Genomic DNA, 26,884 nt, shown 5'->3' with positions numbered 1-26,884 from the left:
ATTCTTCTAGACTGGATACTCCTTGTTTTGTGCAACTTTTTGTTTAGACTGCTCACCTTGTAAAACTGCGAAAAGGAGAACTGGCACCTAACTCTTAAATAAGGTATTAATTTTTCTATGGAAAAATTAGTTTGATTCTCGTACGTGTACCATTCTTCTAGACTGGATGAGCCTTGTTTTGCGAAACTTTTTGTTTAGACTGCTCACCAGATAAAACTGCGAAAAGAAGAACTGGCACCTAACTAATATTAAGGGATTAATTTTTCTTGAGAAAAAATTAGTCTGATTTTCGTACGTGTACCATTCTTTTAGACTGGATACGCTTTGTTTTGTGCTACTTTTTGTTTAGACTGCTCACCAGATAAAACTGCGAAAAGGAGAACTGGCACCTAACTCTTAACTAAGGGATTAATTTTTCTTGTGGAAAAATTAGTTCGATTTTCGTACGTGTACCATTCTTCTAGACTGGATGCGTCTTGTTTTGTGCAACTTTTTGTTTAGACTGCTCACCAGGTAAAACTGCGAAAAGGAGAACTGGCACCTAACTCTTAAATAAGGGATTAATTTTTCTGTGGAAGAATTAGTTCGATTTTCGTACGTGTACCATTCTTCTAACCTAATCTTTGTTTTACGCAGCTCACTAGACGAGCTCTATAAACAAGGACAGTATTTAACTTTTAACTAGCGGATTCGTTTTTTCTATATTCTTCACCTAATTATCTGTTTCACTTCTAGTGTAGCCTCATTTTCTAAGGCTTCCAACTAAACTGCTTGGGATTGACACATTTAGCTAAAAACTGAGCAAAGCATCCTGCGCAGAGATGAAATGCTTTTTCAGTTCTTATAATAATTAATCGCAAGCAATCGCCATACTACTCGCCTTTGAAATAAAAGTCAATATCAGTTTTGATTAGAATCCGTTAAAAGCTGGGTAAGTAAGAAAGGCTTCGCAAACTCGTTCAGCTTTGGAGCATTAAGACTAAAAGTTGGATAAACTGCTCCTCAAGTTTCTCCAACTTTTCGCTTAATGCCGACAAAGCTAGTTTGTGAAGCCGGACACCGTTAACATTGTGGTTTAATATTTTTTTATTGCGAATAATTTATACTTCGTTAATTTCAAAAAAGCAGGCAATCACCAACAACGTGATCACCTGCATTTGCTTAATGGAAGATTTTACTTTCATGAGAAACTTTGGTTAGCTTCGCTGTTTTCGGTTGAATAATTGGGTAAGCCCACGTACCAATTACACCGAACAAAATGATGATAAATATCATAATTAGTATATCTGTTTGGGCATTTGGCCAGTAAATTCCACCCGCACTTTCCCGCAACAGATTGACTGCATGGGTGAATGGCAACCATGGATTGACTGCTTGGAAGAATTTACCGGATACTTGGATTGGGTAGTTCCCGCCGCCACCTGAGATGGACAGCACCAGTATGATGATAGCCGCCCCCTTGCCGACAGTTCCAAACAGCGCGACAAGCACGTAAACCATCATAGTAAAGGCTACAACGACCAACAGAGCGAACAGGACACTCCAAACTGGGTTCTTCACATAAACGCCCAGCAAGAAGTAGTTGCCTAGAGAAACAACCAAGGCTTGACCAATTCCCATAGTCATATAAGTTAGCAAACGAGCGCCAAATTGTTCCCGTTTGGTGTATTTGCCACGATCTTTTTTGTCTAAATAAAAGTCAGTGGTCGTTACGCTAGAAAACAGCACGGCACCAACCCATAGACAGAGCGCGGTGTAAAATGGAGCACTAGCTGATCCATTATTTTCAATTGGGTACATGGTATTGGTTTGCAGATCCACCGGTTCCGCAAAGAAATTACTTTCCTTTTGGGCATCCAGCTTGAACAGCTTAACCACTTCGCCAAAATCAATGGTCTGTTCTCCTTGATTAATAGCTGCGGCCGCTTTTTGAATCCCGCCTTTCAAGGTTGGCCAATCATTTTGGATCAGATCCGTCGCCATGTTCAAAGCCGATTCAACTTCCGGCATTTTTTCATTGGCAATGTTCAAACCTTGATTAATATCATCCTTAACCCCTGGCCAATCGTTTTGCATGAAGTCTGCGGCTTGTCCCAGCCGCTGTTCTACTACTGGCAATTCGTTGTTGTAGAGACTAGCACCTGTGTTAATACCATTGACGATGGTATCCATATGTCCATTTAACAAGACATTGGCATCATGAACTTCTTGACCAATCGCTGGCATTTGCGCTTGATACTTTTCCAAAATCGGAATCGCATTAGCAACAGTTTGTTGGGTATTAGCCAGCAATGAATTAAAATCGATTTGTTGCGCTTGATTCAAGACACCTTGAGCAGTGGTAATCGTGCTGATCACTTTGTCCAAAACGTTAGTAATGGTGCTAGAAGCTTGTTGTACATCGATTTGACCAACATCTTCAGCAATCTTCGCAGACACAGCTCTAATTTGACCTAAGTATGCCACAGCTTCTGCTGTTGAACCATTTTGCACCAAATTATTTAATTGACCAAAGCGATTGCTCAAATCACCTAAACTATTTTTCACGTTGCTTAATTGACCCACCATCGTTGCCAAAGCTTGGCTGGCATCAGGTAAATCATTTTGATCCGCATAGTCTTTCAGCTGATTCAAAAATCCAACTAAATTATCGATCGCACTTTGTTGCGTTGCGATATTGGTTTGGAAATCTTGAATAAGTGACGCGATATGCTGCTTTTCATCAGGCGTTAATTCGCCCTTGTTTAACAGCTCTTGAATGTTAGCTAATAATGAATCAGTCGCCGTTGCTACTTGCCCGATTGAGCTTAACGTTGCGCTGGCACTGCTGGCAATACTTGGCACCGCACTCTTCAGCTGTTCCGCACCATTCTTAGTAGTCGTTGCTAAATCACCCGCTTGGCTTCCCAGCTTTTGTACATCTGGTAAGATTTGTTGCACCTGCTGGATGATTTGCAAACCTTGTTTGGCTTCATTGATGCCATCCGTTAAGGTTTGTTGGATCGAATCGAAATCGGAATCCACCATTGCCAGCTGTTGACCAGCTTGTTGGATTTCCGGAATTTTTTGCTGCAAGGTTAAGATGACACTGGCCTGCTGCTTCAGTTCAGGAAACTTCTGATTAAGAGTAACCAGCTTTTGACCTAAGTCATCAATTTGCGGCAGATAGCTTTGCATTTGATTGGCTTGCGCCAGCTTTTCCTTCAGCTCAGGCAGCTTCCCTTGCACCGCTACGATTTCTTGCGTGTATTGATCAATCTCATCCAAATTATCGTTGGTTTTGAGGATCAGATCCTTCACCTTGTTGATGCTGACCAGATTTTCATCGATATTGTAACCAATTTCGTTAAAAGCAGAAATTAATGTGGAGCTGGCCGTTTTAATGAACTCATCCGTTATTTCCTGCTGGATAGAGCCGGCTCCCTTGTCAGTAATTTTCGGCGCAATCGCATTGATTTTCTGGTTCAAGTAATACTCAATTTTCGGTTTCTTAATATCGCCGGAAGTAAAGCTCAGCAAGTCTTCCGAGAATTCCTTTGGCAAATAAATCCCGGCATAATATTTCCCAGACTTCACGCCTTCAACTACTTCATCCTTGGAATCGACGAATTGCCAGCCCAGCTGTTTGTTTTCATGGAGATTGTCGATGACTTGATCGCCGATCTCGATGTCTTTGCCTTGAAACGACGCGCCGGCATCGGCACTGTAAACAGCAATCGGCAGCTCGCCGGTGTTTGAGTACGGGTCCCACAAAGCTTTAATGTTAAACCAAGCATAGAGGGATGGAATAACCATCAAAGCGATCATCAGCAGAACCGCAATTGGATTCTTGGCGATTCGCTTCCAATCGAGGGCGTATAGCTGTAACGTATGTTTGATTGATTGGAATGGTTTCATTTTATTTCACCCACTAGTTATATTTTTTTACTGACTTACTTTAGCATGGAAATTTGATTGATTTCAATCATTGAAACCCCGTGGGATCAACTTTTACGACACCTGTGACGATCTGTCATAATTGTATCCCTTTCCAATCAGCAAACCTAAAGAAAAGTTTAAAGAGAGAGCTTTTTGGCTGCCATGAATTTGTTTAACAATTCCTCAGCTTGGCGCTCAATTTCTTCCCCATCGCCTTCTTTGACACTCAAGCGCAGGGTTGGTGTATGCTCCAAATCCATTAAACGGATCGGTGTTGCTATTCCATCGATTACTTGAACCGTAATCTCAGGATGGATCAGCGTTTCCCCACAAAGTCCTGGAACAAGAAAAGCCATCTGATAGCCTTCCTCGGTTGGCCGTAAACGATAATAGCCATCTCCAATATATTCTTTGTCCGCTGAATAATTCGCTGTTACTGCTTCCCATTTTTTTTGATCCATTAGTCTTCTTCCCTTTCTACGATGAACTTGCCTGCTGGCGGATGACCTTCTAAGGCTTCATGGGCTTCAATGACACTTTCTAACGTAAAAGGATATTTCTGAGCGATCGTAACATGCAGATCTGCTTCTTGGTAAAGCTGGTTAAAGGCATTTAAAGCCTCTAAATCTGAGTATTCCTTAGATGGTGCATAATGCTGATAATTGCCTGGTTTGGATTGGTCCTCCGGCAAATCGTTCAATACTACATAGTTTCCGCCAGCTTTCATAGCCATCAATCCGGATTCAGCAGTCCGGCTGCCTTTGGTTGCATCAATAACGGTATCAATCTGCTCTTTAAATCGTTCGCCAACGTCATCTTGATCATAGGCTGCAAATTCATCCACACCTAACGAACGGACCAGCTCTTCATTTTTCTTTGAAGCAGTGGCATAAACAGTTTTCCCTCGATATTTTAAAAGACGTACCAGTAATGAGCCCACCGCGCCAGAAGCGCCCTGGACTAGAATCGTTTCGCCAATTTTGTCAGCTAATGTATGGGTAACTATGTTGTAAGCCGTCAACCAAGGCGTAACCCCACCGGCTGCTTCCGCCCAACTGATAGCGGGAATTTTCTTGGCAACCTTGCTGCCAGGGACTACGATCTCTTCGCCATAAGTCCCACCGACTGCATGCAAAATGACCTGATCCCCTACTGCTACATGATCAACCTGCGAACCAACTTCTGTTACAATTCCGGCACCGTCATTGCCGAGTACGTAAGGAAACTTCAAGGTACGAAAGCTGCTCATTTGTCCTTGACGCAGCGAAACATCATAGGGATTCACGCCAAAGGCCATAGTTTTTACCCGAACATGGGTCTCATCCATCTCCCGAGGTGCTGCCTCGATTTCCGTTAAGACTTCTTTGGCAGAACCATATTCTTTCATTGCAAATCGTTTCATTTTCCCTCATCCTTTCTGTACAAAAAACTTGGCAAGCTGATTAAGCCTGCATCCGAACATAAAAAAGCGGCCAGGTTTACACGAAACCTCGCCGCTTACCTATCTTAACAATAATACAAAATGGCCAGCTTTGAAACTATCTAGCCTTAATCTAACTCAACCTTACCGGTATACAATTGATAATACATGCCATGCTCTTCTAACAAGCTGTCATGATCGCCCCGTTCGATGATTCGTCCGTGGTCCATTACCATGATCACATCCGAGTTTTGGATGGTAGACAAGCGATGGGCAATCACGAATACCGTGCGACCCTCCATCAAGCGGTCCATCCCCGTTTGAACGATACTTTCCGTCCGAGTATCAATACTTGAGGTGGCCTCATCCATGATCATAACCGGCGGATCAGCAATCGCTGCCCGGGCAATCGCCAACAGCTGACGCTGACCTTGAGACAAGCCATCGCCATCGCCAGTAATGACTGTTTCGTATTTTTCTGGCAAATGCTGGATAAACATATCCGCATTAGACAGTTTAGCCGCCTCATAAACTTCTTCATCCGTCGCATCCAAACGGCCGTAACGAATGTTTTCTTTAATCGAGCCGGTAAACAAGTGGGTATCCTGCAGGACAATCCCTAACGAATGGCGCAATGAATTCTTTTTGATTTTCTTGACATTGATACCATCGTAACGAATCTTTCCATCTTGAATATCGTAAAAGCGATTGATCAAATTCGTAATCGTGGTTTTACCAGCACCGGTCGCCCCAACGAAGGCCACCTTTTGCCCTGGCTCCGCATAAAGATTAATATCATGCAGCACCATTTGGTTGGCATCATAACCAAAATCAACATCTTCAAAACGGACATCCCCCGTTAGTCGAGTATACGTCGTGCTGCCGTCCTCGTGAGGATGCTTCCACGCCCATAGCCCGGTACGTTGTTCTGATTCTACCAACTGACCATTTTCTTCGGTGACGTTCACCAACGTTACATAGCCGTCGTCCACTTCTGGTTCTTCATCCAGTAATTGGAAAATCCGGTCAGCACCGGCCAAGGCCATGATAACGAAGTTGATTTGTTGCGAAATCTGACTGATTGGTCCATTTAATGAACGGCTCAGCTGCAGGAACGACGCAATCATCCCAACAGTTAGAGCTGACACTCCATAAACCGCAAACAATCCGCCGACGATTGCCACTAATACATACTGAACATTCAGCAGGTTCATCATGATCGGCATCAGCATGTTGGCTGTACCGTTGGCTTTCGCCGCACTTTCCCGCAAATTTTCATTGATCTCATCAAACTCAGCGATCGCCTTTTTCTCATGGTTAAAGACTTTTACGACTTTTTGTCCATGCATCATTTCTTCTACATAGCCGTTTACCTTACCAAGGTCGCGTTGCTGATCCCCAAAGTAGCGGCCGCTGCGTTTTGAAATAAAGCGCAGCATCACGAACATCAAGGACACCGAAACCATTACAAAGATAGTCAACGGAATACTGATAGAAAACATCGCGATAAACACGGAAACGAAAGTAACAAAGGCCATCAGCAAGTTCGGAATACTTTGGGAAATCATTTGACGCAGCGTATCAGTATCATTGGTAAAATGACTCATGATATCCCCGTCAGAGTTCGCATCAAAGTAACGCAGCGGCAAGCTCTCCATATGGGTGAACATGTTGTCGCGGATCGTTTTTTGCGTTCCTTCCGAAACCTTTACCATGATTAAGTTGTAAAACAGTGTGCCGGCAATTCCGACCGCGTAAATTAGCGCCATCGTCATAATCGCCTTCATCAAGCCGCTGAAATCGGGATTCGATTGGCCCAGCAATGGCGTGATGTAATCATCAATTACTACCTGCAGGAACAATGATCCCCGCACATTGGCAAAAGCACTGACTAAAATTGCGATAAAGACAATAAAAAGTTGCAGTTTATATTTTTGCAGCATAATTTTCAACAGACGCTTTAAGGTCTTCATTGGACTGGATTTAACAAATTTTCGATTATTCGGAATCATGTTCACCAAATCCTTTCTGTTGAGAATTAAAGACTTCTTGATAAATCTGGTTATTGGCCAGCAATTCATCGTGGGTTCCTACCCCGTTAATTTTGCCGTCATCTAGGACGATGATGCGATCAGCATCTTGAATCGAGCTGACCCGTTGCGAAATAATAAAGGTCGTTGTTCCCGGAATAGCTTTCTTCAAGCCTTCGCGAATCGCGCGATCGGTTTTGGTATCCACCGCACTGGTTGAATCATCTAAAATTAGAATCTTAGGCTTCTTCAATAGTGCCCGTGCAATCGTTAAACGCTGCTTTTGACCACCGGATACGTTGTTCCCGCCTTGGGAAATCATGGTTTCGTATTTCTTAGGAAACTCTTGGATAAAGGGATCGGCTTGGGCAATTTGAGCAGCGGCTTGGATTTCTTCATCCGTCGCCTGTTCATTTCCCCAGCGCAGGTTTTCAGTGATCGTTCCGCTGAACAAGACATTGTTTTGCAGAACCATCCCTACTTGATCCCGGAGTGCCTCTAAGTCGTATTCGCGAACATCGTGTCCGCCAACCTTCACCTGGCCGTGAGTTACGTCATACAGCCGCGGAATCAACTGAACCAGACTAGACTTGGAGCTCCCGGTACCGCCGACAATCCCCACCATTTCACCAGATTTGATGGAAAGGTCGACATTTTCCAGCACCAGTTTGTCCATATCATCTTGATAACTGAAGCAAACATCTTGGAAAACCACTGAACCATCGGGTACTTCAGTCAATGGATTTTCGCCATTTTGCAAATCACTTTCTTCGTCGATTACCGCAATAACCCGTTCAGCTGATGTACGAGCAATCATCAATTGCACGAAAGTCATAGACATCATCATCAAGCTCATCAAAATTTGCATGGTGTAGTTGAACATACTAACCAATTCACCAGTGGTTAATGAGCTTTGTTCGACGATCAATTCAGCCCCTAGCCAAGAAATTAACAACATACAAGTATAAATAGCAATTTGCATAACTGGCATATTAAAGGCGACGATTCGTTGGGCTTTAGCGAAATTGTTGTAAACGGCTTGCGATACTTCACCGAATTTTTCTTCTTCATGTTCTTCACGAATATAAGATTTAACCACGCGAATCCCTTGAAGATTTTCCTGAACCACATTATTTAAACGGTCATAGGTCCGGAAGACTTTCATAAAAATCGGATAGGCAAAACGAATGATCAGACCTAAGCCGATCCCTAATAATGGCACAATAATCAAATAAATCATCGACAGACTACGATTGATGTGGAAAGCCATGATTAAAGAAAAAATCAAAATCAACGGCGAACGCACCAAAATACGAATAATCATTTGATAAGCGTTTTGAATATTGGTGACATCGGTGGTCATACGGGTGATCAAGCTGGAGCTTGAGAAACGGTCAATGTTGGAAAATGAGAAGCCTTGAACTTTTTCAAACAAGCGATGACGCAGGTTCTTTGCAAAACCGGCAGACGCAATCGCGGCCGTTCGTCCTCCCAACGTCCCCATAAACAATGCAAATAAAGCACAAAGAAACAGCAATCCGCCATAACGTAAAATCAGCGACTGATCACTTTTTTGAATCCCTTGGTCAATCAAGCTCGCCATAATCAGCGGCATGATGACATCCATTAATACTTCCCCCATCGTAAACAGCGGGGTTAACAAACTATCTTTTTTGTATTCGCCGACATTTGCCAGCAGCTTCTTCAGCATACATTCACGTCCTTTCACTTCACTCACTACCAGTATATGAGTTTCTGGCAGGTATTTCTAACTACTTGCTTAAGAAAGGCTTTGCAAACTCGCTGAGCTTTGAAACAGCAAGACTAAAATTGAAAGCAACTAACTCACAAGCTGCTTTCAATTTCGCTTCCTGATCACCCAGCTGATTTGCAAAGCCAGACACCATCAGCATTGCCGCAACGGGCTTACTAACGATTAAAAAAAAGCTGCTTCTTTAACATCAACAGAAAAGAGAGGCCCAGGCCTCCCTTTTCCTTGTCTCGTTATTAACGAATCTGCTTAATCACTGAATTAACAATTGAAAAATCGACCTCTGTTAGAAAATCATCGACAATTTGCAAATTTTTATAAGGATAATCTTTTAAACTATAGTTGGAGATCACTAAATCATAGGCTCCAAAGGCATCTACCTTTTCTGGTGTTAACTCCAGAATAGATTCATCATATACCCTGATTTCCACCCGATAATAAAATCGGCTTTGAATCAACTCAGACAGCATCTCTCCGTGACGACGACCTGAATCGCTGACAATCATGATTTTCACTTTCGGTGATAGGACATCCAAATAGTGAGCCAGCTGTCCCCATTCAGTGAATAAACACCGTAGAACTAAAAAGTAAAACTGACTAAACCAAGGAAAGTCCATTTCCTTTTCTAAAGCAATTAATTGCTGCTGAACAACTTTAGCGAAGTGAGGATAATAGTGCTGGGCCGAACGGCTGAAAAAGGCTGCTTCGTTGAAAAGCATTGCTCGGGTGTAGGGATAGACATAAAATCCGCGGTAAATCCGTAACATTTTTTGTGTAATGTGCTTTTGATTGAGTTCTTCCAGCGGCATTTTGAAGGTGGTTACCAGTTGCTCTAAGAAGCCTTCGATCCCCGTACATACTCTATCATAGGTATGCTGCTTGTCAATGATGAAATAATCGTAAAACAGGCTGTGGATCACTTCTTGATACCAGGTTTCTGTCACTACATAATCCGAGTCAGCCACCGTCTCTTCAGCCAAATCATACAGCTCATTAAGCTTGGTTAAAACTTCATCGTCAGGCTCATTGACCTTCTGTTCATCCAGCATCAAGCCTTGGGAACAGCGAATGATAATAATCGACAACAAAAAACTGTACTCCATCGTATCCCGATCATTCATCAAAATATCAAAGGATTGGCTGGAGGTACGCACGAAATTAACTACCCGCTCTTTTTTCAAGGCAAACGGCCATTCGCTTAAGCCATATTTCTCTAGGAAAAGATGGACATAAAAAATGCGAACCCAACGTTCGTCTTCCGCCGTGATTCGAAATGGTTTGCGTTCTAAACGCAAGCCGCGCTTTTCCATCACATCGTCGATTTGTCGAACCATCCGGTAAAAGGTTGCTTCACTAATAAACAGCTCGTTAATCCAGTAATCTGCATCTTCATTTGGACGGAAGAATACCCGCTCCAAAAACTGGAAGCTTTCCGATTCTTCCATGATATCTGCCGCTAGCGGGCGAATCTTATTATGTAAGCTGTCATCCAAACGAATCCCTTTGGTCCTTGAGTACTCAATGCCAATCTTATCTTGCCAGTCATGATTGATTGCTTCAACATCTGATAAGATTGTTTTTGTAGAACAATCCAGCAAATCTGCCAGCAGTTGAGGGTCTTGCCAATCAAAGAAATCCCTTAATATTCCTATGATAGATAATCGGCGTTGAATCGTCGTTTTTAATAGGTGCTTCATGGGAAGCCCTCCTCTGCTCATCATTACTTTGATCTATTTTTCCAACAAGCTATTCAAAAAATTATAATTGGAAGAACCCCTTTTTATTATACCCCAATATAAGTAGTTTCTTCTCACATAAGCTTTTAAACAAAATTAAAAAACTAACAATCCTAAACAAATAATGGTTAAGCAATCTTTTCAAACTAATTTGTCTATAAAGTACCAAAAACAAGAGAGTGACTCATAAATCCCAAGATTTACAGCTTCACTCTCTTGCTTTGAAATAACTTGTTTGTGAACAAAAGTCTGCTTAACTATAAATGATAAAAAAAACAAATGACTGCTTTGATCTCCAACATCAGACCTGGTTAATCATTTCTCTATCGTAGACAGCTTCTTTCTAGAAACTTGAGAGTATCTAACACATAAGAATACCAGAAGAACCGGTAAACTGTCTACCTAATCACATGCTTATTTTTCGTTACTTGGAAAAATTTATGTATAATTTGATTGCGCAGCTACGACTGAAGAGGTCATCTCTATTCCTACGCTTACTCGTAAAGCTTCATCGACTGACTTCATCATACCTTTATCCAAATGACACACTTTTTCTTTTAGTCGCGATTTATCGATGGTTCGGATTTGTTCCAAAAGAATAACCGAATCCCTCTCAATCCCCGTTTTATTCGCATTAATCCCAATGTGGGTCGGCAACTTAGGCTTCGCCATTTTTGCCGTGATTGCTGCCACGATAATGGTTGGACTAAAATGATTTCCTAAATTATTCTGTATTACCAAGACGGGCCGAACCCCTCCTTGTTCTGACCCAATGACTGGGGATAAATCCGCAAAGTAAATATCACCACGCTTAACCATGACTCTCCTCCTACTCCTTATAAATTCGTGGCACTCTTTCTGAAATCATACAAGCTACTTCGTAATGAATCGTGTCTAAATGATCTGCTACATCCTGCATCGTAATCTCTGCAGCACCATTTTTTCCGATTAATGTCACTGGTGTCCCCACTTTGTACTCATGAGGCAAGCGAATCATCAACTGATCCATACATACGCGGCCAATAATTTCACAAAAATTGCCATCTACCAAAATTGAAAAACCTTGCATTTTTCTTAACCAGCCATCGGCATAACCGATCGGCACAGTCCCGACCCATTCTTTTTCTGGCGTGACATAAGTTTCCCCATAACCTATGCCTTCACCCGGGGCCAGTTCCTTTACTTGAATCAACTCAGAGACAAGCTCCAAGGCTGGTGTTAACGGATAGGCTTCCGGCAAAGCATGACCCGAAGGATTCAAGCCAAACATTGCGACACCATAACGAATCATGTTGCCTGGAAAATCCTTGTGCCATAAAGCCGTTGCGCTATTGCTGGCATGCACATATCGCGGCGTTTCCTCTAGCACAGCCAATATATTTTTAAAGCGCTGATTTTGCAGCTCCCAATAGCTGGTGTCAGCTTCATCCGCCGTTGAAAAATGGGTGAACAAGCCTTCCCACAGCATATTAGGTGAATCCTGTATAAACAGCGCAGCCTCACGTACTTCATCAGGCGTTAAAAATCCGATGCGTCCCATCCCGGTATCAGCCTTGATGTGAAGCTTCAAAGGAATCTCAGAGCCGATCTCTGCTAGCATTTCTTGAGCTTCCACTAGCCAATCCTTAGTAGCTGCCGTCACTGACAAATCATAATCCAGAACTAAAGATAAGTAGCTGGGAAAAACGACACTCAAAATCAGAATCGGTTCAACGATTCCGACTTCTCGCAGCTCAATCGCCTCGTCTAGTGTTGCAACACAAAAACCAGTAGCCCCGGCAGCTAGCGCGGTCTGTGCCGTTGCTACAGCCCCATGTCCATAACCCTGTGCTTTCACTACTGCGAACAACTCCACCTCTTGAGGCAGCCGCTGGATCTCTTGCCTTATGTTTTCTTCAATTGCTTTTCTATGTATAAGTGCTCGTGTTGGTCGATGGTACGTAACAACCACGTAATAGTCCTTCTTTCTATTCTTCTAATAATACTTGAGCAATCGCCAAAGTATCTGTATGTGTTAAAGTGACAAAGACCTTGCCGTCAAATGGAGACTGACTAAAAAAAGGTGCACCGGCTTCATTGCGCAAAATCTCCAATTCTTGAAAACTCACTTCGCCAATCCCAGTTCCCCAGGCCTTGGAAAAAGCTTCCTTGCAGGCATATCGTCCTGCTAAAAATTCTACCTTGCGATGGTCAGAATGGCTAGTAAAAAGCGCTAATTCTTTTTCTGTCAATACGCGCGGGGCAAATTGGGGCTTTGTTGCGATGATTTTCGCCATACGATCCAGTTCAACTGCATCGATGCCAATCCCTTTAATCATTCTACCACCCTTTCCTGTATCACTACCATTTTACCAAAGTCTCCCTCAAAATCTATTTATTTTTTTAAAAGAACAAAAAAAAAGAAGACTTACTTAATAAATCAGCTAGATCATTGGTATCCCACCATACCTATTTTTTTATGAATAACACTGAATAAACACTTGCATGGCCACTTATTTCAAAAACATCAGCGACAACAGTCTTAATACTAAATAGAATATCACAAAAATAATGCAATATGAACTGTAAATTCCGCCGTATTTTATGTTTTGCTGGATATTATAAATGATTTTTCAGTCTTCTAATTATCCTTCTCCCCCTATTACTTAGACGATTGGTTAGAAAAGAAATGGTAATTTACTCAAATAAGTTTAGAATTCACCAAAAAAAGAGCAATCCGAATAAATATTCAGATTGCTCCATTTTTAATTAGTCGTTGTTGCTGCGAATCACGAAACCACGCTTTTTGTCATTACGGGGGTTAGACCGTTTTGAGCCACTGTAGTTTTTATTCTTGTTTGAGCGTTCGCGACTGCTGTTACGATCACGGTTGCCGTCTTTGCCACGGTTGCGGTTGTTGTTTCCACCGCGTTTTCCGCCGCCTCCACGATTGAAGCCGCCTTTTTTGTTAGAAGGCAATGGGCGTTCAGGAGTGATTTTAACTGGTGATGCGTCAGAAGGATCTTTCGCTACCGTCTTCAACAACAAAGCAGCTAATTCTTCTGGAGAGTACTTTTCAAGTAACTCAGCAGCTGATTCAGTGTATTTATCCAAGCTTTCAGCACTTTCATCCAATTGTGAATGAACTTGGTCAATTGCCGCACCTAATTGGCCTTTGAAGGCTTCTTTTTCGGTTGGCGGACGCAATGGATTCATACGTTTTTTAGTTAAGTTTTCAATGACATGCAAGTAGCCCATTTCGTTTGGTGTAACAAACGTTACGGACATTCCGCCTTTACCAGCACGGCCTGTACGTCCAATACGATGGACATAGCTTTCAGGATCTTGCGGGATATCGTAGTTGTAAACGTGAGTTACGCCAGAGATATCTAATCCTCGAGCAGCAACGTCTGTCGCAACTAAAATATCTAGATCACCTTTTTTGAATGAACGTAAAACGCTCATCCGTTTTTGCTGAGATAAATCGCCATGGATTCCTTCAGCTTTGTAGCCACGTGCTTCTAAGCCGCGAGCCAATTCGTCAACACGACGTTTGGTACGACCGAAAACGATAGCCAAATCTGGTGTTTGAACGTCAAACAGACGAGTCATTACATCAAATTTTTCGAAGTCTTTTGCCTTCACGTAGTATTGGTCAATCAAGTCAGCTGTCATTTCAGTTGCTTTGATTTTTACATGTTCTGGCTTGTTCATGAATTTAACGCCGATTTTCTTAATGGCATCAGGCATCGTAGCAGAGAACAATAGTGTCTGACGACTTGCTGGGACTTTGCTGATGATTTTTTCGATATCTTCTAGGAAGCCCATGTTCAGCATTTCATCGGCTTCATCTAGTACTAACGTTTCAACTGTTTCTAATTTCAGGGTGTGACGGTTAATATGGTCCAGCATACGTCCTGGTGTACCAACAACGATATGTGGACGGTCTTTCAAGCCGCGGATTTGGCGACCAATATCAGCACCACCATAAACAGCTTGAACACGGATCTTTTTGTCGCGACCTAAGCGGAACAATTCTTCTTGCGTTTGGATAGCTAATTCACGAGTAGGCGCAATGACAAGGCCTTGCAGAATTTGATTTTTTGTATCAATCTTATCCAACATCGGCAAACCGAAAGCAGCTGTTTTACCTGTTCCTGTTTGTGCTTGTCCAATGACGTCTTTTCCATCTAACGCTAAAGGAATAGTCTGTTCTTGAATCGGGGTTGCTTCTTCAAAGCCCGCGCGTTCGATTGCTGCTAATAGTTCTGGTGCTAAATGTAGTTCTTTGAATTTCAAATGATATCCTCCTAGTATATGTTGACTTATGTCAGGTGGAGCGTGTAGGTCCTTGTATCTATCAATAATCTGCAACCGTCCCTAGTTGCCGCTCATTGTGATACCACCGAAAAACCGCTCCTTGAAGACAGGCGGAAGGAACATCTCTCAAAAAAAAGCCCGGTTTATGGGGCTCTAAATAATCTATTGGATGACTCATTCAATCATTACTTCATTTCTCGGCAACGGCTAATTATAGCACATGAAACTCTTTTCTGCAAGTTTCAATTTTTAAGCTTGCAGAGCCTCGATAACTTCCAGCAGTCCCATGCCATTGCTGCCCTTTAATACGATACTATCTTCTGGCAATAAATCTTCTTTTACCGTTTCAATCAGCTCCGCTTTTTCAGCCTCACCAAAGGACTTCACTGACAAACGCGGATAACGTATGGCAATGACCGCGGCCAGATTCTTCATTTGCTCACCATAAAGATAAACGGCTGCAAATTCTTGATCGTTCAAATGCTCCACCATATTATTGTGTAAAAGTGTTGTGTCAGGACCCAGCTCCAGCATATCCGCTAAGACAGCCAGACGGCGTCCGTTCGTCGGGAGTTTGGCAAACGTGTCCAAGACTAAGCCCATCGCCGTTGGGTTGGCATTATAAACATCACTTAATATATCGGCACCATTAGCTGCTTTCAACCATTGGGTGCGGTTTTGAGTAATCTCAACGTAGGCTAAGCCTTGATAAATTTCTTCATCGCTTAAGCCATACCAGCGGCCAATCGCTAAAGCAATCAGCGCATTCTTCACATTGTATTTTCCTGGCATTGGAATTTGGTAAGCTTTGCCATCTACAGTGAATAAAGTTGCTTCTCGTGATTCTGACATAACAGTTGCCGAAATATCACCGGTTTGGATCCCAAAGGTTTGCTGCTTTTGCGAAAGCTTTTCTGTTCGTTCAGTTAATAAGGGTTCATCCGCTGGGATCAGCAATAGCCCGTCTTCAATTAAACCATTGGTAATTTCCAGCTTCGCTTCCGCAATCCCGGCCCGCGAGCCTAGATTTTCAATATGGGCTTCGCCGATGATGGTGATAGCCGCCACATCTGGTTCCGCCAGCTCCGAAAGAACCTGGATTTCTCCGGCATGATCCATGCCCATTTCTAAAATCAGTTTTTCAGTTCCTTCTGGCATATGTAAGATTGTATAAGGCAAACCGATATCGTTATTGTAGTTGCCTTGCGTCTTATATGTTCTGAATTTTTGATGCAGCACCGCTTCCGTCATGTCTTTGGTGGTCGTTTTACCATTTGAACCTGTAATGGCAATCACATCCGGATTTTCTTCCAACAAATAATAGCTGGCTAGTGCCTGAAAAGCTTTCAATGTATCAGGTACTTTGATGACCGCGATATTTTCCGGCACCTGTATATTTTCATTGCTCCAAAACGTCGCAACAGCGCCGTTCTCAATTGCTTTTTGAACAAACAAATGACCATCGGCATTGCCTTGAAGCGGCACAAATAAATCGCCGGCCTTGATTTTGCGTGAATCAAATTCAACACCCGTGACTGTTACTTCCTCTGCCCCTAATAATTCACCTTGAACAGCTCTGTTGATGATCGTTGTCGTTAATTTCATGGTGTGTGTTCCTCCCATTTCTATCTTGAAAAAGCTTCGTAAACTCGTTTCGCTTTTTCATTTATTGCGAAAAAGTGATTCTGTGAAGCCAGGTATCGCCCAATACTGCTAAGCTAGTTCCTCATTCTTATTTTATACTTTCTTTCTCAATAAAAAAAGAGTCTGGCAGTATTAAGCGCTCCAGACTCTTTTCCTACTAAGCGTTCATAAAAGAAGCAAGTTGATGAGCCGGTATTGAATTGTTACCGACTGCCTCACTATCCTCGCAGACTACTCAAAATCAGCTTGCTGCTTGTACCGATTTAACCCTAATTGAATCAATTCTTCAATCAAGTCACCATATTTCAAGCCCATGTTTTCCCATAGCAATGGGTACATGCTGAATTCAGTGAAGCCTGGCATCGTATTTAATTCATTTAAGAATAATTCGTTTTTGTTGGTTAGAAAGAAATCACAGCGAGTTAAGCCAGATCCCCCCAACATTGTGTAAGCCAGCTTCGCGTATTCTCTAGCTTTATCGCTAACTTCTTCTGGAACCTCCGCTGGAATAGCCATCGTAATAGAATTATCAATGTATTTCGCATTGTAATCATAAAAGGCAACTTCTTTTACGACTTCACCCGGCAAGGTAGTTCGCACATCAGCATTGCCCAAAATGGCGATTTCGATTTCACGAGCTTCAATCCCTTGTTCGACAACTGCCCGTGAATCAAAGCGGTAAGCTTCCTTCAACGCATTTTGCAGCTCTTCACGATTCTCTGCCCGCGTAATGCCGACACTAGAACCCATGTTAGCTGGTTTGATAAACATCGGATACAACAAAGTACCTTCACACTTATCGAAAATTTGCTTAGGATTTTCTTTCCACTCGTTTTTCAATACTGGTACATACGGTACTTGCGGAATTCCCGCTGCCTGCAAGATGTATTTAGTCATAATCTTGTCCATGGCACTTGAGCTCGCTAAGACACCAGCTCCAACATACGGCATGTCCAAGACTTCCAAGAATCCTTGAATGGTTCCATCTTCACCGTTAGGTCCGTGTAAAACGGGAAAGACAATTGCATCGTCTTCTTTAATATCACCTGGTGCAATCACTTGACCAGTGAAGCCTTCTACCATGGCACCTGTTGGATCCCAAGTTAAGCGCAGGGCTTCGTCAGATTCAGGCGCCTCCGTTAAGAGCGGCCCCTTCACCCATTGTCCCGTTTTATCAATATAAACAAGCTGCACTTGATAGTAATCGAAATAAACGGCTGAAATGACCGAGAAAGCAGATAGGATGGAAACGTCATGTTCTGGACTTTTTCCACCGTATAGTAAAATAATCTTCAAGTACTTATCCCCCATTACTTTTAAGATTCCCCCATATTTTAGCATAAAAACCAAAAAGCCCAAAAATTTTTTTACAAATGTTACAAAGCTTAAGGTTTTCTATTATTGGATCAGTCCAAGCAAAGCTTGGCGAAACTGTTCACGATCCGCTTCAGTATAAGGTTTTGGACCTTTCGTCCGTTGCTTAGCTTGACGCATTTTCCCGCTGAGATAGCGTTGTCCCAGCAAGCCGTCGATGTTGTTTATGGTATACTCCATACCCGACTGATGCAAGACATGCGCCGCTTTATGAATAGTCAACGAAGCCAAGCCATAATCTTGCGTAATTAAAATGTCTTTCGGTTGAATCAATGAAACAATTTTGTAATCTGCCGCATCCATTCCCCGATCTACATAAACAAATCTCACAAATTCAGGATACTCTTTGGTGGAGTAATGGTCAATGCTGGTGACAATTACTACCTCCAGCCCGAACTGCTGGGCAATCTCGATTGTCGTATCTTTTACTGGAGAGCCGTCTCCATCAATGATCAAACGCATGTCGTCCCATCCTTCCAATAACTGCCAGCCAAATCAGCAGAAAAATACTTGAGCCGTTTTTCACGATATTCATTACCTCTATTAACGCTTGATTACTCTGATACAGGTTAGGCAGCACAAATAATTCATTCGCTGGAAAATGCGCATACCTTAACACCAGCAGCAGAAAAACCATCAAGACAAACTGATGAGCAATACTCCCCTTATTGGATGTAGCATACTTCGCAATGATCCGCTGTTCGGTTTCAATGCTCTCTTGCTGATAATACCAGCCGTTTAGCCAACTGCCGACACTGCTTTTGAAAAAAGACAGTACCCCGATTGCTAACGGGAAAGCCGGTTGGTAAAACAACAGCACTAAACCTAGTCCCATCCCTAGCAGCTGAATCTTCAGCGGATTCTCAGCTTTTTTCCTCAGTACTCCGCCAAAAAGCATCGCTCCAATCAGCCCTAATGAATAAGGTAAAAACAGATACAGTGACAGGTTGTCCTTGCCGTAAACAACAGCGACATAAAAGGTGCCAAATAAAATCAGAAAATTACCGATCATACCATTATAAAAGGTCAGCGTATTCACCCACAAAGGCAACCGCCAAGTCCGCTTTTTCACCTTTACCCAATAAACAGAAAGAACAAAAATCAGACTGAACACCAGAATAGCCGCATTCAAATATACTTCATTAAAGAGCAAACGTCCACTCCGTAAAAGAAAAATAGCGACAAAAAACAAGCCAAACCAGACCAGTTCTTTCGTTGAAAAGACATTTTTTGAAAGATCCTTAAAGTCTAATTCGTAATGCGGATAACGGCGAATCGTCGCATAAGCAAAGACAAAATACAAGGTGTAGAGCCCTGACACAATCACCAGTTGATCTTTAATCGGCAAACTCAACCCAAAAAACAACGGCACCAGCAGAAGCAACCCGAACAAATACGTTTTTCCGCCAGCAATTTTACTGCCTTGTGCTCGTTCAAAATAATTCACACTGACATTCGCCGGCGGGAACAGCGAAGCACTCAAGCCTAAGAAAATACTGCCTACTAAGAAGAAAGGAAAGGCTACTGCCCCCAGAAGACTCAACAATGAGCCAATTCCGCCTAACAGCAACGCTACAATTAGTAACGTATATTTCTCTATTGAGCGCTCGAAACTGCGAATTAAAAAGACCCCCGTCATGCGAAAAGTATAGAATAACACAAAGGGCAGCACACTGGCGCTTTTAGAGCTGTCGATTAAATGAATGTACAGTAAATAGGGAACAATAATTAATGTGTTGGATAAAATAAAGGGTGTGGCTTGCGCAAAGCTTCGCCACACAGTTTTCATCTTTTCCATCCGAATGCCTCTTTTCTTAATAAGCGATCACGGTCATCGCCTGTTGAAATTCTTGTTTCAAGTGTTGCACTTTATAGTTTTGAAAAGCTTCCTGATGCTTACGCAATACGCTCCGTAATTTCATAGGATTGTATTCTTCTACCAGCTTATTTTGCAGCACAAAATCTCGGGTTAGGCGCCACTCATAGTAATAGCCTAAAGGGCGGCAATGATAGCAAGTCCCTTGAATCATCTGTTCTTCAAAACGACGATGGGTGTGTCCAAAGACAACATCTGAAATGTTATCATATTGATCCAGCAAATGCCCCATAGAAGCTGAACCTAAAAAAGCGTTCAGTTTGTTCCAAATTTGGTAACGTCCTTCTAAACGCACGATAAATTGGCCTTGCGGAACAAAGTGCGTAGCTAAAATCACACGGTAATTTTTTTCCTTCAAATCCCTTAACACCATGTCCAACTGTTCCAGAATTCGCTGGTTTACGGCGGGATCATCTCCCGATCGTTGAATAATCCGATCATACCAATACAAATTTTTCATGGAAGCAATCTTTTCTTGGTCCGTTAAATCAGAGAATTGATAATCATACCAGCCATTCACTCCCAGCAGTACCGTTGATTCATTTAATGGCAAATAACGAAAATTCAAAAAATGACTGTCGGGATAGTGTTCAATCATCGCTTCTCCCACAACGCTGCCCATTTCGTGATTTCCTAGATTAAAGGTGGTTTCAATCCCTTGCTTGCGAAAGTATGCATTAATCTCCAGCGTCTGCTGGATCTGATTGGCACTGTCTCCGGCAAAGTGCAGCCGCGTAATCGCTCTTTCCTGCAAAACTTCCAGCAAAATATTCAATTCTGCTTCTGCTAAATGATTAATGTCGGCGTGAAGATCACTAATAATCGCCAGTTTCCCCATCCAATCATCTCCTTTTATTTTACTCCTGAAGGCGCATTAAAAAAATCCTAAACTCGTCGATAGCCTGCGTAAAGATTATGCTATACTAAAGATACTAAGTAAAGGAGGATCGCCTATGATTACCTATGAACAGTTAAAAGAGGATTTGCTGCAAGCACTGGATTTGCACATCGATATCCTAAAAGAAGTAGATGATATTTGCCCGGAACAGCTGCCAGGCTTCCTATTTATGATGCGCAGCTTAGGCTTTATGCTGGATCGCGCACCTCGTGTGTTAGCCCAAGACGATCTTGAAGAAATGTACTACATGATGTTCCAATACTACAGTCTATTGCATGAACTAAAGTACAATTTAACTCTGAATTTCCCATATGCTACCCTTCAAGGCGCTCCCTTGCTGGATGTGGTTCGTCAGTTCCCAACTACTTATGAAAAAGAGATGAAACAATGGTGGGAAGAAAAAACCGGTCTAGTCATCGAAGAAACGAAGCAAACGATTGAAATTAAAGAATTTGACTACTAAAAACCTCAGAAAATCAGCTATTGAAGCCAGATGCCTCAATAGCTGATTTTTTACGCGAACAACTTACGTTCCTTATAAAATCCACTGATCCATTGCTGATAATTTTTAATGCCCAATTTACGTTTCCCTTCTGCTATAATACTGAGTAAAAAAGAAATGAGGGCTCTTATGAATATAGCTGTATATTGTGGTGCAAGTGTCGGCAACGAGCCGGTCTATAGCGAAAATGCTCAAACACTAGGCACTTGGATTGCTGAAAATAGTCATCATTTAATTTATGGCGGCGGCAAGGCTGGCTTGATGGGTGTGATCGCTGATACGGTTTTAGCCAAAGGCGGCAGTGCCACTGGCATTATTCCCACCTTCTTGCAAAAACGCGAATTAGCGCATCCAAACTTAGAAGAACTGATCGTCGTTAAAACGATGTCCGAACGAAAAAATAAGATGATTGCAGCAGCCGATGTCTGCATTGCTTTACCAGGAGGTCCTGGTACCTTGGAAGAAATCAGCGAAGCCATCTCTTGGGCCCGTGTCGGTCAGAATGATAGTCCTTGTATTTTCTACGATACCAATGATTATTATCGTCCCCTGCAGGACTTTTTTGACAAAATGGTGGAGACCGATTTTCTATCTGCCAGTGATCGCAAAAAAATGTGCTTTGCCCATACTATCCAAGAAATCGAAGACTTTATTGCTACTTATGAGCCGCCTCAAGCCAAAAAATATTAAACACAAAAAGGGCCGCTCTCGCGATGAGGGCGGCCCTTTTTGAGACTTACAACTCTTTTTTCTTCACGATTTTTACTGACATAAGATAGGAAATTACCACTGCAGCAGCTGTGACTAAGATGCTGATAGCAGTTAGCAGCCATAGAGGTTGGGCCATAATGGTGTTTACCTGCCCCGCTATGTCAAAGTTTGTTTTCTGTATCAAGTAGCCTCCTGCGAAAGTGAGGAAAAAAATCACACCTATAATTAAAAGTAAAATTAAGCGGCTTTTTTCGGCACCGAATTTGAAATAAATCGGCAGCATTATGCTCATGTATAAAAGACCCAGTAAGAAAACAAAGCCAAAAGTAAAGCTGAACAGTTCAAAATTGACTACCTGACTTTTAATTGCATTCATAACCAGCACAATCCCGATTGACAGCACTATAGCTAGAAGAATGGTAGCGATTGACAACAGATATTTGCCGGCAACATACTTCTTTCGTGAAATCGGCAAAGTGAACAAAAAGGTTAATCCATGATCCATCTCATCATAGGTAACCGTAGTAAATGCCAACGTTGTCAGAAAAAAGATCATCAAACTAGGAACAACCGCATTATTATTAAGCTGGTATGAATTGAAGACGGTCAAAAGTATAAACACTAGCAAAAGAGCTTTTTGTTTCATTATTAAGCGCAGGTCTTTAATGTATAGGCCTCTCATTCGTTTCCCCTCCTATTTCGTTTTAAAGTATTTATTTTTTCTCTGAAAAAATAAATCTGATTCTCACCACGCACACTATTCTACTAAGTTCTTCGTTACTAGTATTGTCAGTTCATTTGCTTTCCAACAAATACTTACTGTGAAAAGTAGAACTAGCGCCCCATAATCATCAAAATAATTTCATCAATACTGGTTTTCTCCACTACGATTTCCGGATAATTCTCCAAATAAAATTGCCGCTGTTTGGTTAAACATTGATAGCCAAAGCTGGTTTTCTTAGTAGCAATCATGTGTTCCTTGTCTACTTCATAATATTGCTCTTCTGTCATTTTAAGAATGCCGTATTCACCCAATAAAACATCTGTATCTTCCTGCAAAATAATTTGACCTTGATCAATGAAATATAACGAATCACATAGCTGTTCCAAGTCTTTTGAAATATGAGAGCTAATTAAAATACTGCGACTCTCATCTTGATCCAAGTACTCCTGCAATAGACTTAAAATTTCCTCCCGGGCAATCACATCTAGTCCGGCTGTCGGTTCATCTAAAATAAGCAGTGAAGCTTGATGACTAATGGCGATTAAGACTTTTAGCCGAGCTTTCATTCCTGTGGAAAAATCTTTGATTGCTTTGTTTGTTGGCAGTTGAAACTCAGCACATTTTGCTTGGAAAAAGTCTTTTTCGAATGATTGGTAGAAGGTATCCAGCATCGGCACAATATCTTGAATCGTCAAATATTCGCTAAACCCTGCTTCTGCCAAAGACACGCCCAGCTTTTGCCGGTCATCCTCGGTGACCTTTTCTAGCGGCTTATCAAAGAGAGTGATTTCTCCTTGTTCACTAGAAATCAGACCCAAAGCAATCTTAAAGGTTGTACTTTTCCCGGCACCGTTGCGCCCCACCAAACCGACAATTTGTCCAGCACCGATCTGTAATGAACAGTTTAAACTAAAATCCGGATAGGTTTTTTGTACATTTTTTAGTGTAAGCATTATGATTCCTCCAATACGATGGTAAATAATTCCTGCAAGTCCTCATCACTAATTCCGGCTAAACGCGCTTTGTTAACAATCACTTCCAATTCTTCTTGGGTTGCCTTCAACTGCTCTTCTCGCTTCAATGTTGGATTGATCGCTCGGACAAAACTGCCTTTGCCATGAACGGTTGCAATCATTCCCTCCTGATCTAACGCGTCGTAAGCCTTCTTCACAGTTAAGGCACTGATCTTCAATTCCTTGGCTAACGAACGGACGGAGGGCAACGGATCATTCTCTTTTAAAGTCCCTTGAATAATGGCTGCTTTGATTTGTTCCACCAGCTGCTCATAAATCGGTGTCATTGACGAATGCTGAATAATAAGTTTCACTGAACATCCCTCTTTTCGTAAACAGTATATAACAGTGCATATCAGTTGTCAATATGAATAGTATTTTTGACCGTCACTTGTTCACAACAAAAAAAGTGCCAGCAGGTTGCCGACACTCGAAATTGCCTATCTGATTTTTTTCGGAAAACGATGCCTGAAGAGCTTTGGTAAAACAGCACACCAAATCGCGGAACCGATGAAGCTAAGGCCAAAGTAAAGTACTATCATTTGCAGGGAGGCGGGATTTCCCGCTAGAACCAATGAACAGAAGGTTCCGGCTAAAAACCAATAGGCACAATAAATACCTAATTGCCAGTATCGCCCCACCAGCCATTTTCGTTCAAACACATAACTTAGCATATAAAAGACCAACAGCAGACTCAAACCCGCAGCACTATAAATAGTAAATTGTCCTCTACGCCATATGATCAGAAATATCATTAACGTTAAAAAAACGATCCGAGCAAAGTGATTGATGTCCTGTTTCATTTTCCCCCTCCTTATCCAGCAGTTAAGCCAATAATTACCAGCCAAACAACTAATACTGTATTTGCCGCAAAAGCATATTGATTTTTCCTATTTAACCGATTGCCAAAATGCTAGCCTTTGATTGCTAAAAAGCGAGGATGACCTGCAAAACAAGTGTCAATCTTCTGCTTATTTCGATAGAGTCCTGACAAAGCCATAAAATTAAGCCAAATATAGAAATCGCCATTAGCCATTCTACCTTCTCAACGTTCACGAATAAATTGATAAAAAGCTACAATAATAGAAAAAACCGTTAAAACCGAGACAATCAATTGGGAAACATTGGTGGCAAACTCTGTTTGAGTCGTATCAACGATACCTAAGATCAAATAGTAAACCGTCCAAATCAAACCAATTCCTAACAAGATGAAGGTCACACTATTGATGTAAGGATTAATTTGTTGCAGTAATTTCTTTAATTGCTGAGCGTTTTGCGCTCTGTCACGTTTGTATTTAGTATTTCTGAGAATAATTCCTAAAATTATCCCTACGAAACACCCGACTGTTAAACCAATCGCAATACCAAAAAGAATTGTCATATTGAAGTTCCCTTTACTACATTTACCAAGCTTTCAATATCTCGCTTGATTAAATGCTGCATACTTTCTTTGTATTTGTCTAAATTCAGACTAGCTAGCTTCTCTAATACTATCGTCTTCAAGTCAGGCCGTTGAATCAGCAGCTCCTCTAAATAAGGAACACACTGTCGAACCACAATTGACTTTTCGTCTTCTAGAATAGCCAAAATAACTGGCAAGTGTTGATCTATTTGCCCTTGTTGATCCCACTTAACTGTTTTCATCAACAATTTAAAGCTCCTGGCCCGGTTGCAGGACGTCTTCCCCTGCAAACCTGCTAAGTAGAGAGGCCAATACTGATACATTTCCTTACTCTCCACACAGCGAGCCTCCAACTTCCTAAAGCGCTGCAGCGACTCCTTAGTATCCTTAGAAGCCAAAACTTCTTTGATCTCCTCTTCCAACCTTAACGCCCCCCTGTCCTTCTATTTATTCTACCTGTGAATTACAGGGTTGAAAAGGGCAAATAAAAAAGCAACTGCTCAACTTAACTAGAAGAAGCACCTGCTTTTACACGTTTGATTTATTTTTTAAAGCTAAACAAAACAGAACAATTCCCACAGTTACTACTGCAGCCAACGTTATCCAGCAGTAAGGTTGAGGAATAAGAACATTTAACAACAGAGCCATAAATATTAAGCACACAATCGTATGATTCTTCATTATCTTTCACCTCATCTATTGATGAAGAAATAATATCAAAATATTCGCTCCTATTGTTATAAATGTCCGGAACAGCTGAAAAACGATCTTAAACGACCCTTATTTCACTTCACTTTTACGAAAGATACCATAGCTCACAAGAATCATCAGCAAAACAAAAATTAAATTGATCACTAAACGTTCTCCAAAATAACGATTGCTCATAGTAAGAGTTAATTGACTAATATCTTTCCCATAAGGAGTGTAGGACAAAATTTGCTGCGTCGTTTCATTTAACGAAGCTATCGGTCCTAAAAGAAGCAAGGTGCCATAAGATATAGCCAACACGGATACCGGACGTTTCAACAAGAACATTATTGGTAAAGCAATCGTCAATTGAGCCGCCATATTAATTACTGTTAAACTGAGCAGTTTGGCTATACCCGCAATTGTTTGGCTGTCTGCATTCAAGATTTGATTTTCTGCGGCCAACTGCAAAGGAACTGTTGGTAAATAAGCCGATAAATCAATCGAAGTTCCTAACAATACGAGACTGCCTAAAACGTAAGGCAAATACAACAGGCTGATAAAGAACAATAGAGAAACTACCTTTTCGAAAACAATTTTTCCTCGCGACTTGCCGCTGGCAATGGCCTGCTCCATTACTTTTTCTTCAAAATCGCGACAAACATAAATTCCCACAAAAACGCAGCCTAACAAGGAAACCATCTGAGGATCCGAGAAAAAAGAAGCTAAATTAATCAAACTGGCGGCTGCCTCTGTTTTCCCTAAATAATACGCGGTAAAAAACATCACCAAACTGCTAATGCAAGCCAGCATAAAAAGAATATATAGTACTCGAGAGTGTCTGGCCTTAAACCAATCGGCCTTCAATAAATCCATCAT

General features: G+C 41.8%; 24 protein-coding genes. 2 read left to right on the top strand and 22 right to left on the bottom strand.

The window, feature by feature from the left end; translation table 11 throughout:
- Window positions 1-1,161: 1,161 nt before the first annotated feature.
- The 15 genes from JZO70_RS06885 to JZO70_RS06815 form a co-directional block, all read right to left on the bottom strand.
- Window positions 1,162-3,897 carry a YhgE/Pip domain-containing protein gene (locus JZO70_RS06885; protein ID WP_207672803.1) on the bottom strand — a complete coding sequence of 912 codons (2,736 nt, stop codon included), beginning with the start codon at window positions 3,895-3,897 and terminating at the stop codon, window positions 1,162-1,164.
- A gap of 158 nt (window positions 3,898-4,055) precedes the next feature.
- Complete coding sequence (locus JZO70_RS06880) at window positions 4,056-4,379, bottom strand: hypothetical protein (protein WP_207672802.1); 324 nt, start codon at window positions 4,377-4,379, stop codon at window positions 4,056-4,058.
- A complete protein-coding gene (locus JZO70_RS06875; protein WP_207672801.1) occupies window positions 4,379-5,320 on the bottom strand; it encodes an NADP-dependent oxidoreductase in 942 nt (313 codons plus the stop codon). The genes JZO70_RS06880 and JZO70_RS06875 overlap by 1 nt, the downstream gene beginning before the upstream one ends.
- A gap of 146 nt (window positions 5,321-5,466) precedes the next feature.
- Window positions 5,467-7,350 (bottom strand): ABC transporter ATP-binding protein, encoded by a 1,884-nt coding sequence (locus tag JZO70_RS06870; RefSeq protein ID WP_207672800.1) that lies wholly within the window; start codon window positions 7,348-7,350, stop codon window positions 5,467-5,469.
- Window positions 7,337-9,079, bottom strand: a complete 1,743-nt coding sequence (locus JZO70_RS06865) for an ABC transporter ATP-binding protein (RefSeq protein ID WP_207672799.1) — start codon at window positions 9,077-9,079, stop codon at window positions 7,337-7,339. The genes JZO70_RS06870 and JZO70_RS06865 overlap by 14 nt, the downstream gene beginning before the upstream one ends.
- 296 nt (window positions 9,080-9,375) lie before the next feature.
- Entirely contained in the window at window positions 9,376-10,836 is a 1,461-nt protein-coding gene (locus tag JZO70_RS06860) for an AcpB/EbpR/MafR family transcriptional regulator (protein WP_207672798.1), read from the bottom strand.
- A 477-nt stretch (window positions 10,837-11,313) separates the two neighbouring features.
- Window positions 11,314-11,694, bottom strand: coding sequence for a type II toxin-antitoxin system PemK/MazF family toxin (locus tag JZO70_RS06855; RefSeq protein WP_207672797.1), 381 nt, complete (start codon window positions 11,692-11,694; stop codon window positions 11,314-11,316).
- Between the two features lie 10 nt (window positions 11,695-11,704).
- On the bottom strand, window positions 11,705-12,826 hold the full coding sequence (gene alr / locus JZO70_RS06850; protein ID WP_207672796.1) for an alanine racemase: 1,122 nt from the start codon (window positions 12,824-12,826) through the stop codon (window positions 11,705-11,707).
- Between the two features lie 16 nt (window positions 12,827-12,842).
- On the bottom strand, window positions 12,843-13,193 hold the full coding sequence (acpS, locus tag JZO70_RS06845; RefSeq protein WP_207672795.1) for a holo-ACP synthase: 351 nt from the start codon (window positions 13,191-13,193) through the stop codon (window positions 12,843-12,845).
- A gap of 430 nt (window positions 13,194-13,623) precedes the next feature.
- Entirely contained in the window at window positions 13,624-15,153 is a 1,530-nt protein-coding gene (gene cshA / locus JZO70_RS06840; RefSeq protein WP_242703821.1) for a degradosome RNA helicase CshA, read from the bottom strand.
- Between the two features lie 270 nt (window positions 15,154-15,423).
- Window positions 15,424-16,779, bottom strand: a complete 1,356-nt coding sequence (locus JZO70_RS06835; protein ID WP_207672794.1) for a UDP-N-acetylmuramoyl-tripeptide--D-alanyl-D-alanine ligase — start codon at window positions 16,777-16,779, stop codon at window positions 15,424-15,426.
- A gap of 270 nt (window positions 16,780-17,049) precedes the next feature.
- Entirely contained in the window at window positions 17,050-18,114 is a 1,065-nt protein-coding gene (locus tag JZO70_RS06830; RefSeq protein ID WP_207672793.1) for a D-alanine--D-alanine ligase, read from the bottom strand.
- A 102-nt stretch (window positions 18,115-18,216) separates the two neighbouring features.
- Entirely contained in the window at window positions 18,217-18,654 is a 438-nt protein-coding gene (locus tag JZO70_RS06825; protein WP_207672792.1) for a YaiI/YqxD family protein, read from the bottom strand.
- Entirely contained in the window at window positions 18,638-19,990 is a 1,353-nt protein-coding gene (locus JZO70_RS06820; RefSeq protein ID WP_207672791.1) for a hypothetical protein, read from the bottom strand. The genes JZO70_RS06825 and JZO70_RS06820 overlap by 17 nt, the downstream gene beginning before the upstream one ends.
- A 16-nt stretch (window positions 19,991-20,006) precedes the next feature.
- Entirely contained in the window at window positions 20,007-20,906 is a 900-nt protein-coding gene (locus tag JZO70_RS06815; protein WP_207672790.1) for a metallophosphoesterase, read from the bottom strand.
- A gap of 115 nt (window positions 20,907-21,021) precedes the next feature.
- On the opposite strand from JZO70_RS06815, the gene JZO70_RS06810 reads away from it, so the two are divergent.
- Entirely contained in the window at window positions 21,022-21,429 is a 408-nt protein-coding gene (locus JZO70_RS06810; protein WP_207672789.1) for a hypothetical protein, read from the top strand.
- 168 nt (window positions 21,430-21,597) lie between these two features.
- Window positions 21,598-22,158, top strand: coding sequence for an LOG family protein (locus JZO70_RS06805; RefSeq protein WP_207672788.1), 561 nt, complete (start codon window positions 21,598-21,600; stop codon window positions 22,156-22,158).
- A 46-nt stretch (window positions 22,159-22,204) separates the two neighbouring features.
- Here the strand turns inward: JZO70_RS06805 and JZO70_RS06800 are convergent, their stop codons facing one another.
- The 7 genes from JZO70_RS06800 to JZO70_RS06770 form a co-directional block, all read right to left on the bottom strand.
- Window positions 22,205-22,861 (bottom strand): ABC-2 transporter permease, encoded by a 657-nt coding sequence (locus tag JZO70_RS06800; RefSeq protein ID WP_207672787.1) that lies wholly within the window; start codon window positions 22,859-22,861, stop codon window positions 22,205-22,207.
- Window positions 22,862-23,013: 152 nt separating this feature from the next.
- Window positions 23,014-23,856, bottom strand: coding sequence for an ABC transporter ATP-binding protein (locus JZO70_RS06795; RefSeq protein ID WP_207672786.1), 843 nt, complete (start codon window positions 23,854-23,856; stop codon window positions 23,014-23,016).
- Window positions 23,856-24,230: a GntR family transcriptional regulator gene (locus JZO70_RS06790; RefSeq protein WP_207672785.1), complete on the bottom strand. Its 375-nt coding sequence runs from the start codon at window positions 24,228-24,230 to the stop codon at window positions 23,856-23,858. Before JZO70_RS06790 ends, JZO70_RS06795 begins: the two co-directional genes overlap by 1 nt.
- Window positions 24,231-24,356: 126 nt before the next feature.
- Complete coding sequence (locus JZO70_RS06785; protein WP_207672784.1) at window positions 24,357-24,719, bottom strand: hypothetical protein; 363 nt, start codon at window positions 24,717-24,719, stop codon at window positions 24,357-24,359.
- 242 nt (window positions 24,720-24,961) lie between these two features.
- Window positions 24,962-25,297 carry a Z-ring associated ZapG family protein gene (locus JZO70_RS06780; RefSeq protein ID WP_207672783.1) on the bottom strand — a complete coding sequence of 112 codons (336 nt, stop codon included), beginning with the start codon at window positions 25,295-25,297 and terminating at the stop codon, window positions 24,962-24,964.
- The gene (locus JZO70_RS06775; RefSeq protein ID WP_207672782.1) at window positions 25,294-25,740 is read right to left on the bottom strand and encodes a hypothetical protein; all 447 of its coding nucleotides are present in this window, start codon (window positions 25,738-25,740) and stop codon (window positions 25,294-25,296) included. Before JZO70_RS06775 ends, JZO70_RS06780 begins: the two co-directional genes overlap by 4 nt.
- A gap of 358 nt (window positions 25,741-26,098) precedes the next feature.
- Window positions 26,099-26,884 carry a hypothetical protein gene (locus JZO70_RS06770; protein WP_207672781.1) on the bottom strand — a complete coding sequence of 262 codons (786 nt, stop codon included), beginning with the start codon at window positions 26,882-26,884 and terminating at the stop codon, window positions 26,099-26,101.

Origin of the sequence: Candidatus Enterococcus moelleringii (genome assembly GCF_017377575.1) — a bacterium.
Classification (GTDB): Bacteria; Bacillota; Bacilli; order Lactobacillales; family Enterococcaceae; genus Enterococcus_A; species Enterococcus_A moelleringii.
This window is presented reverse-complemented; position numbering and strand designations above follow the sequence as displayed.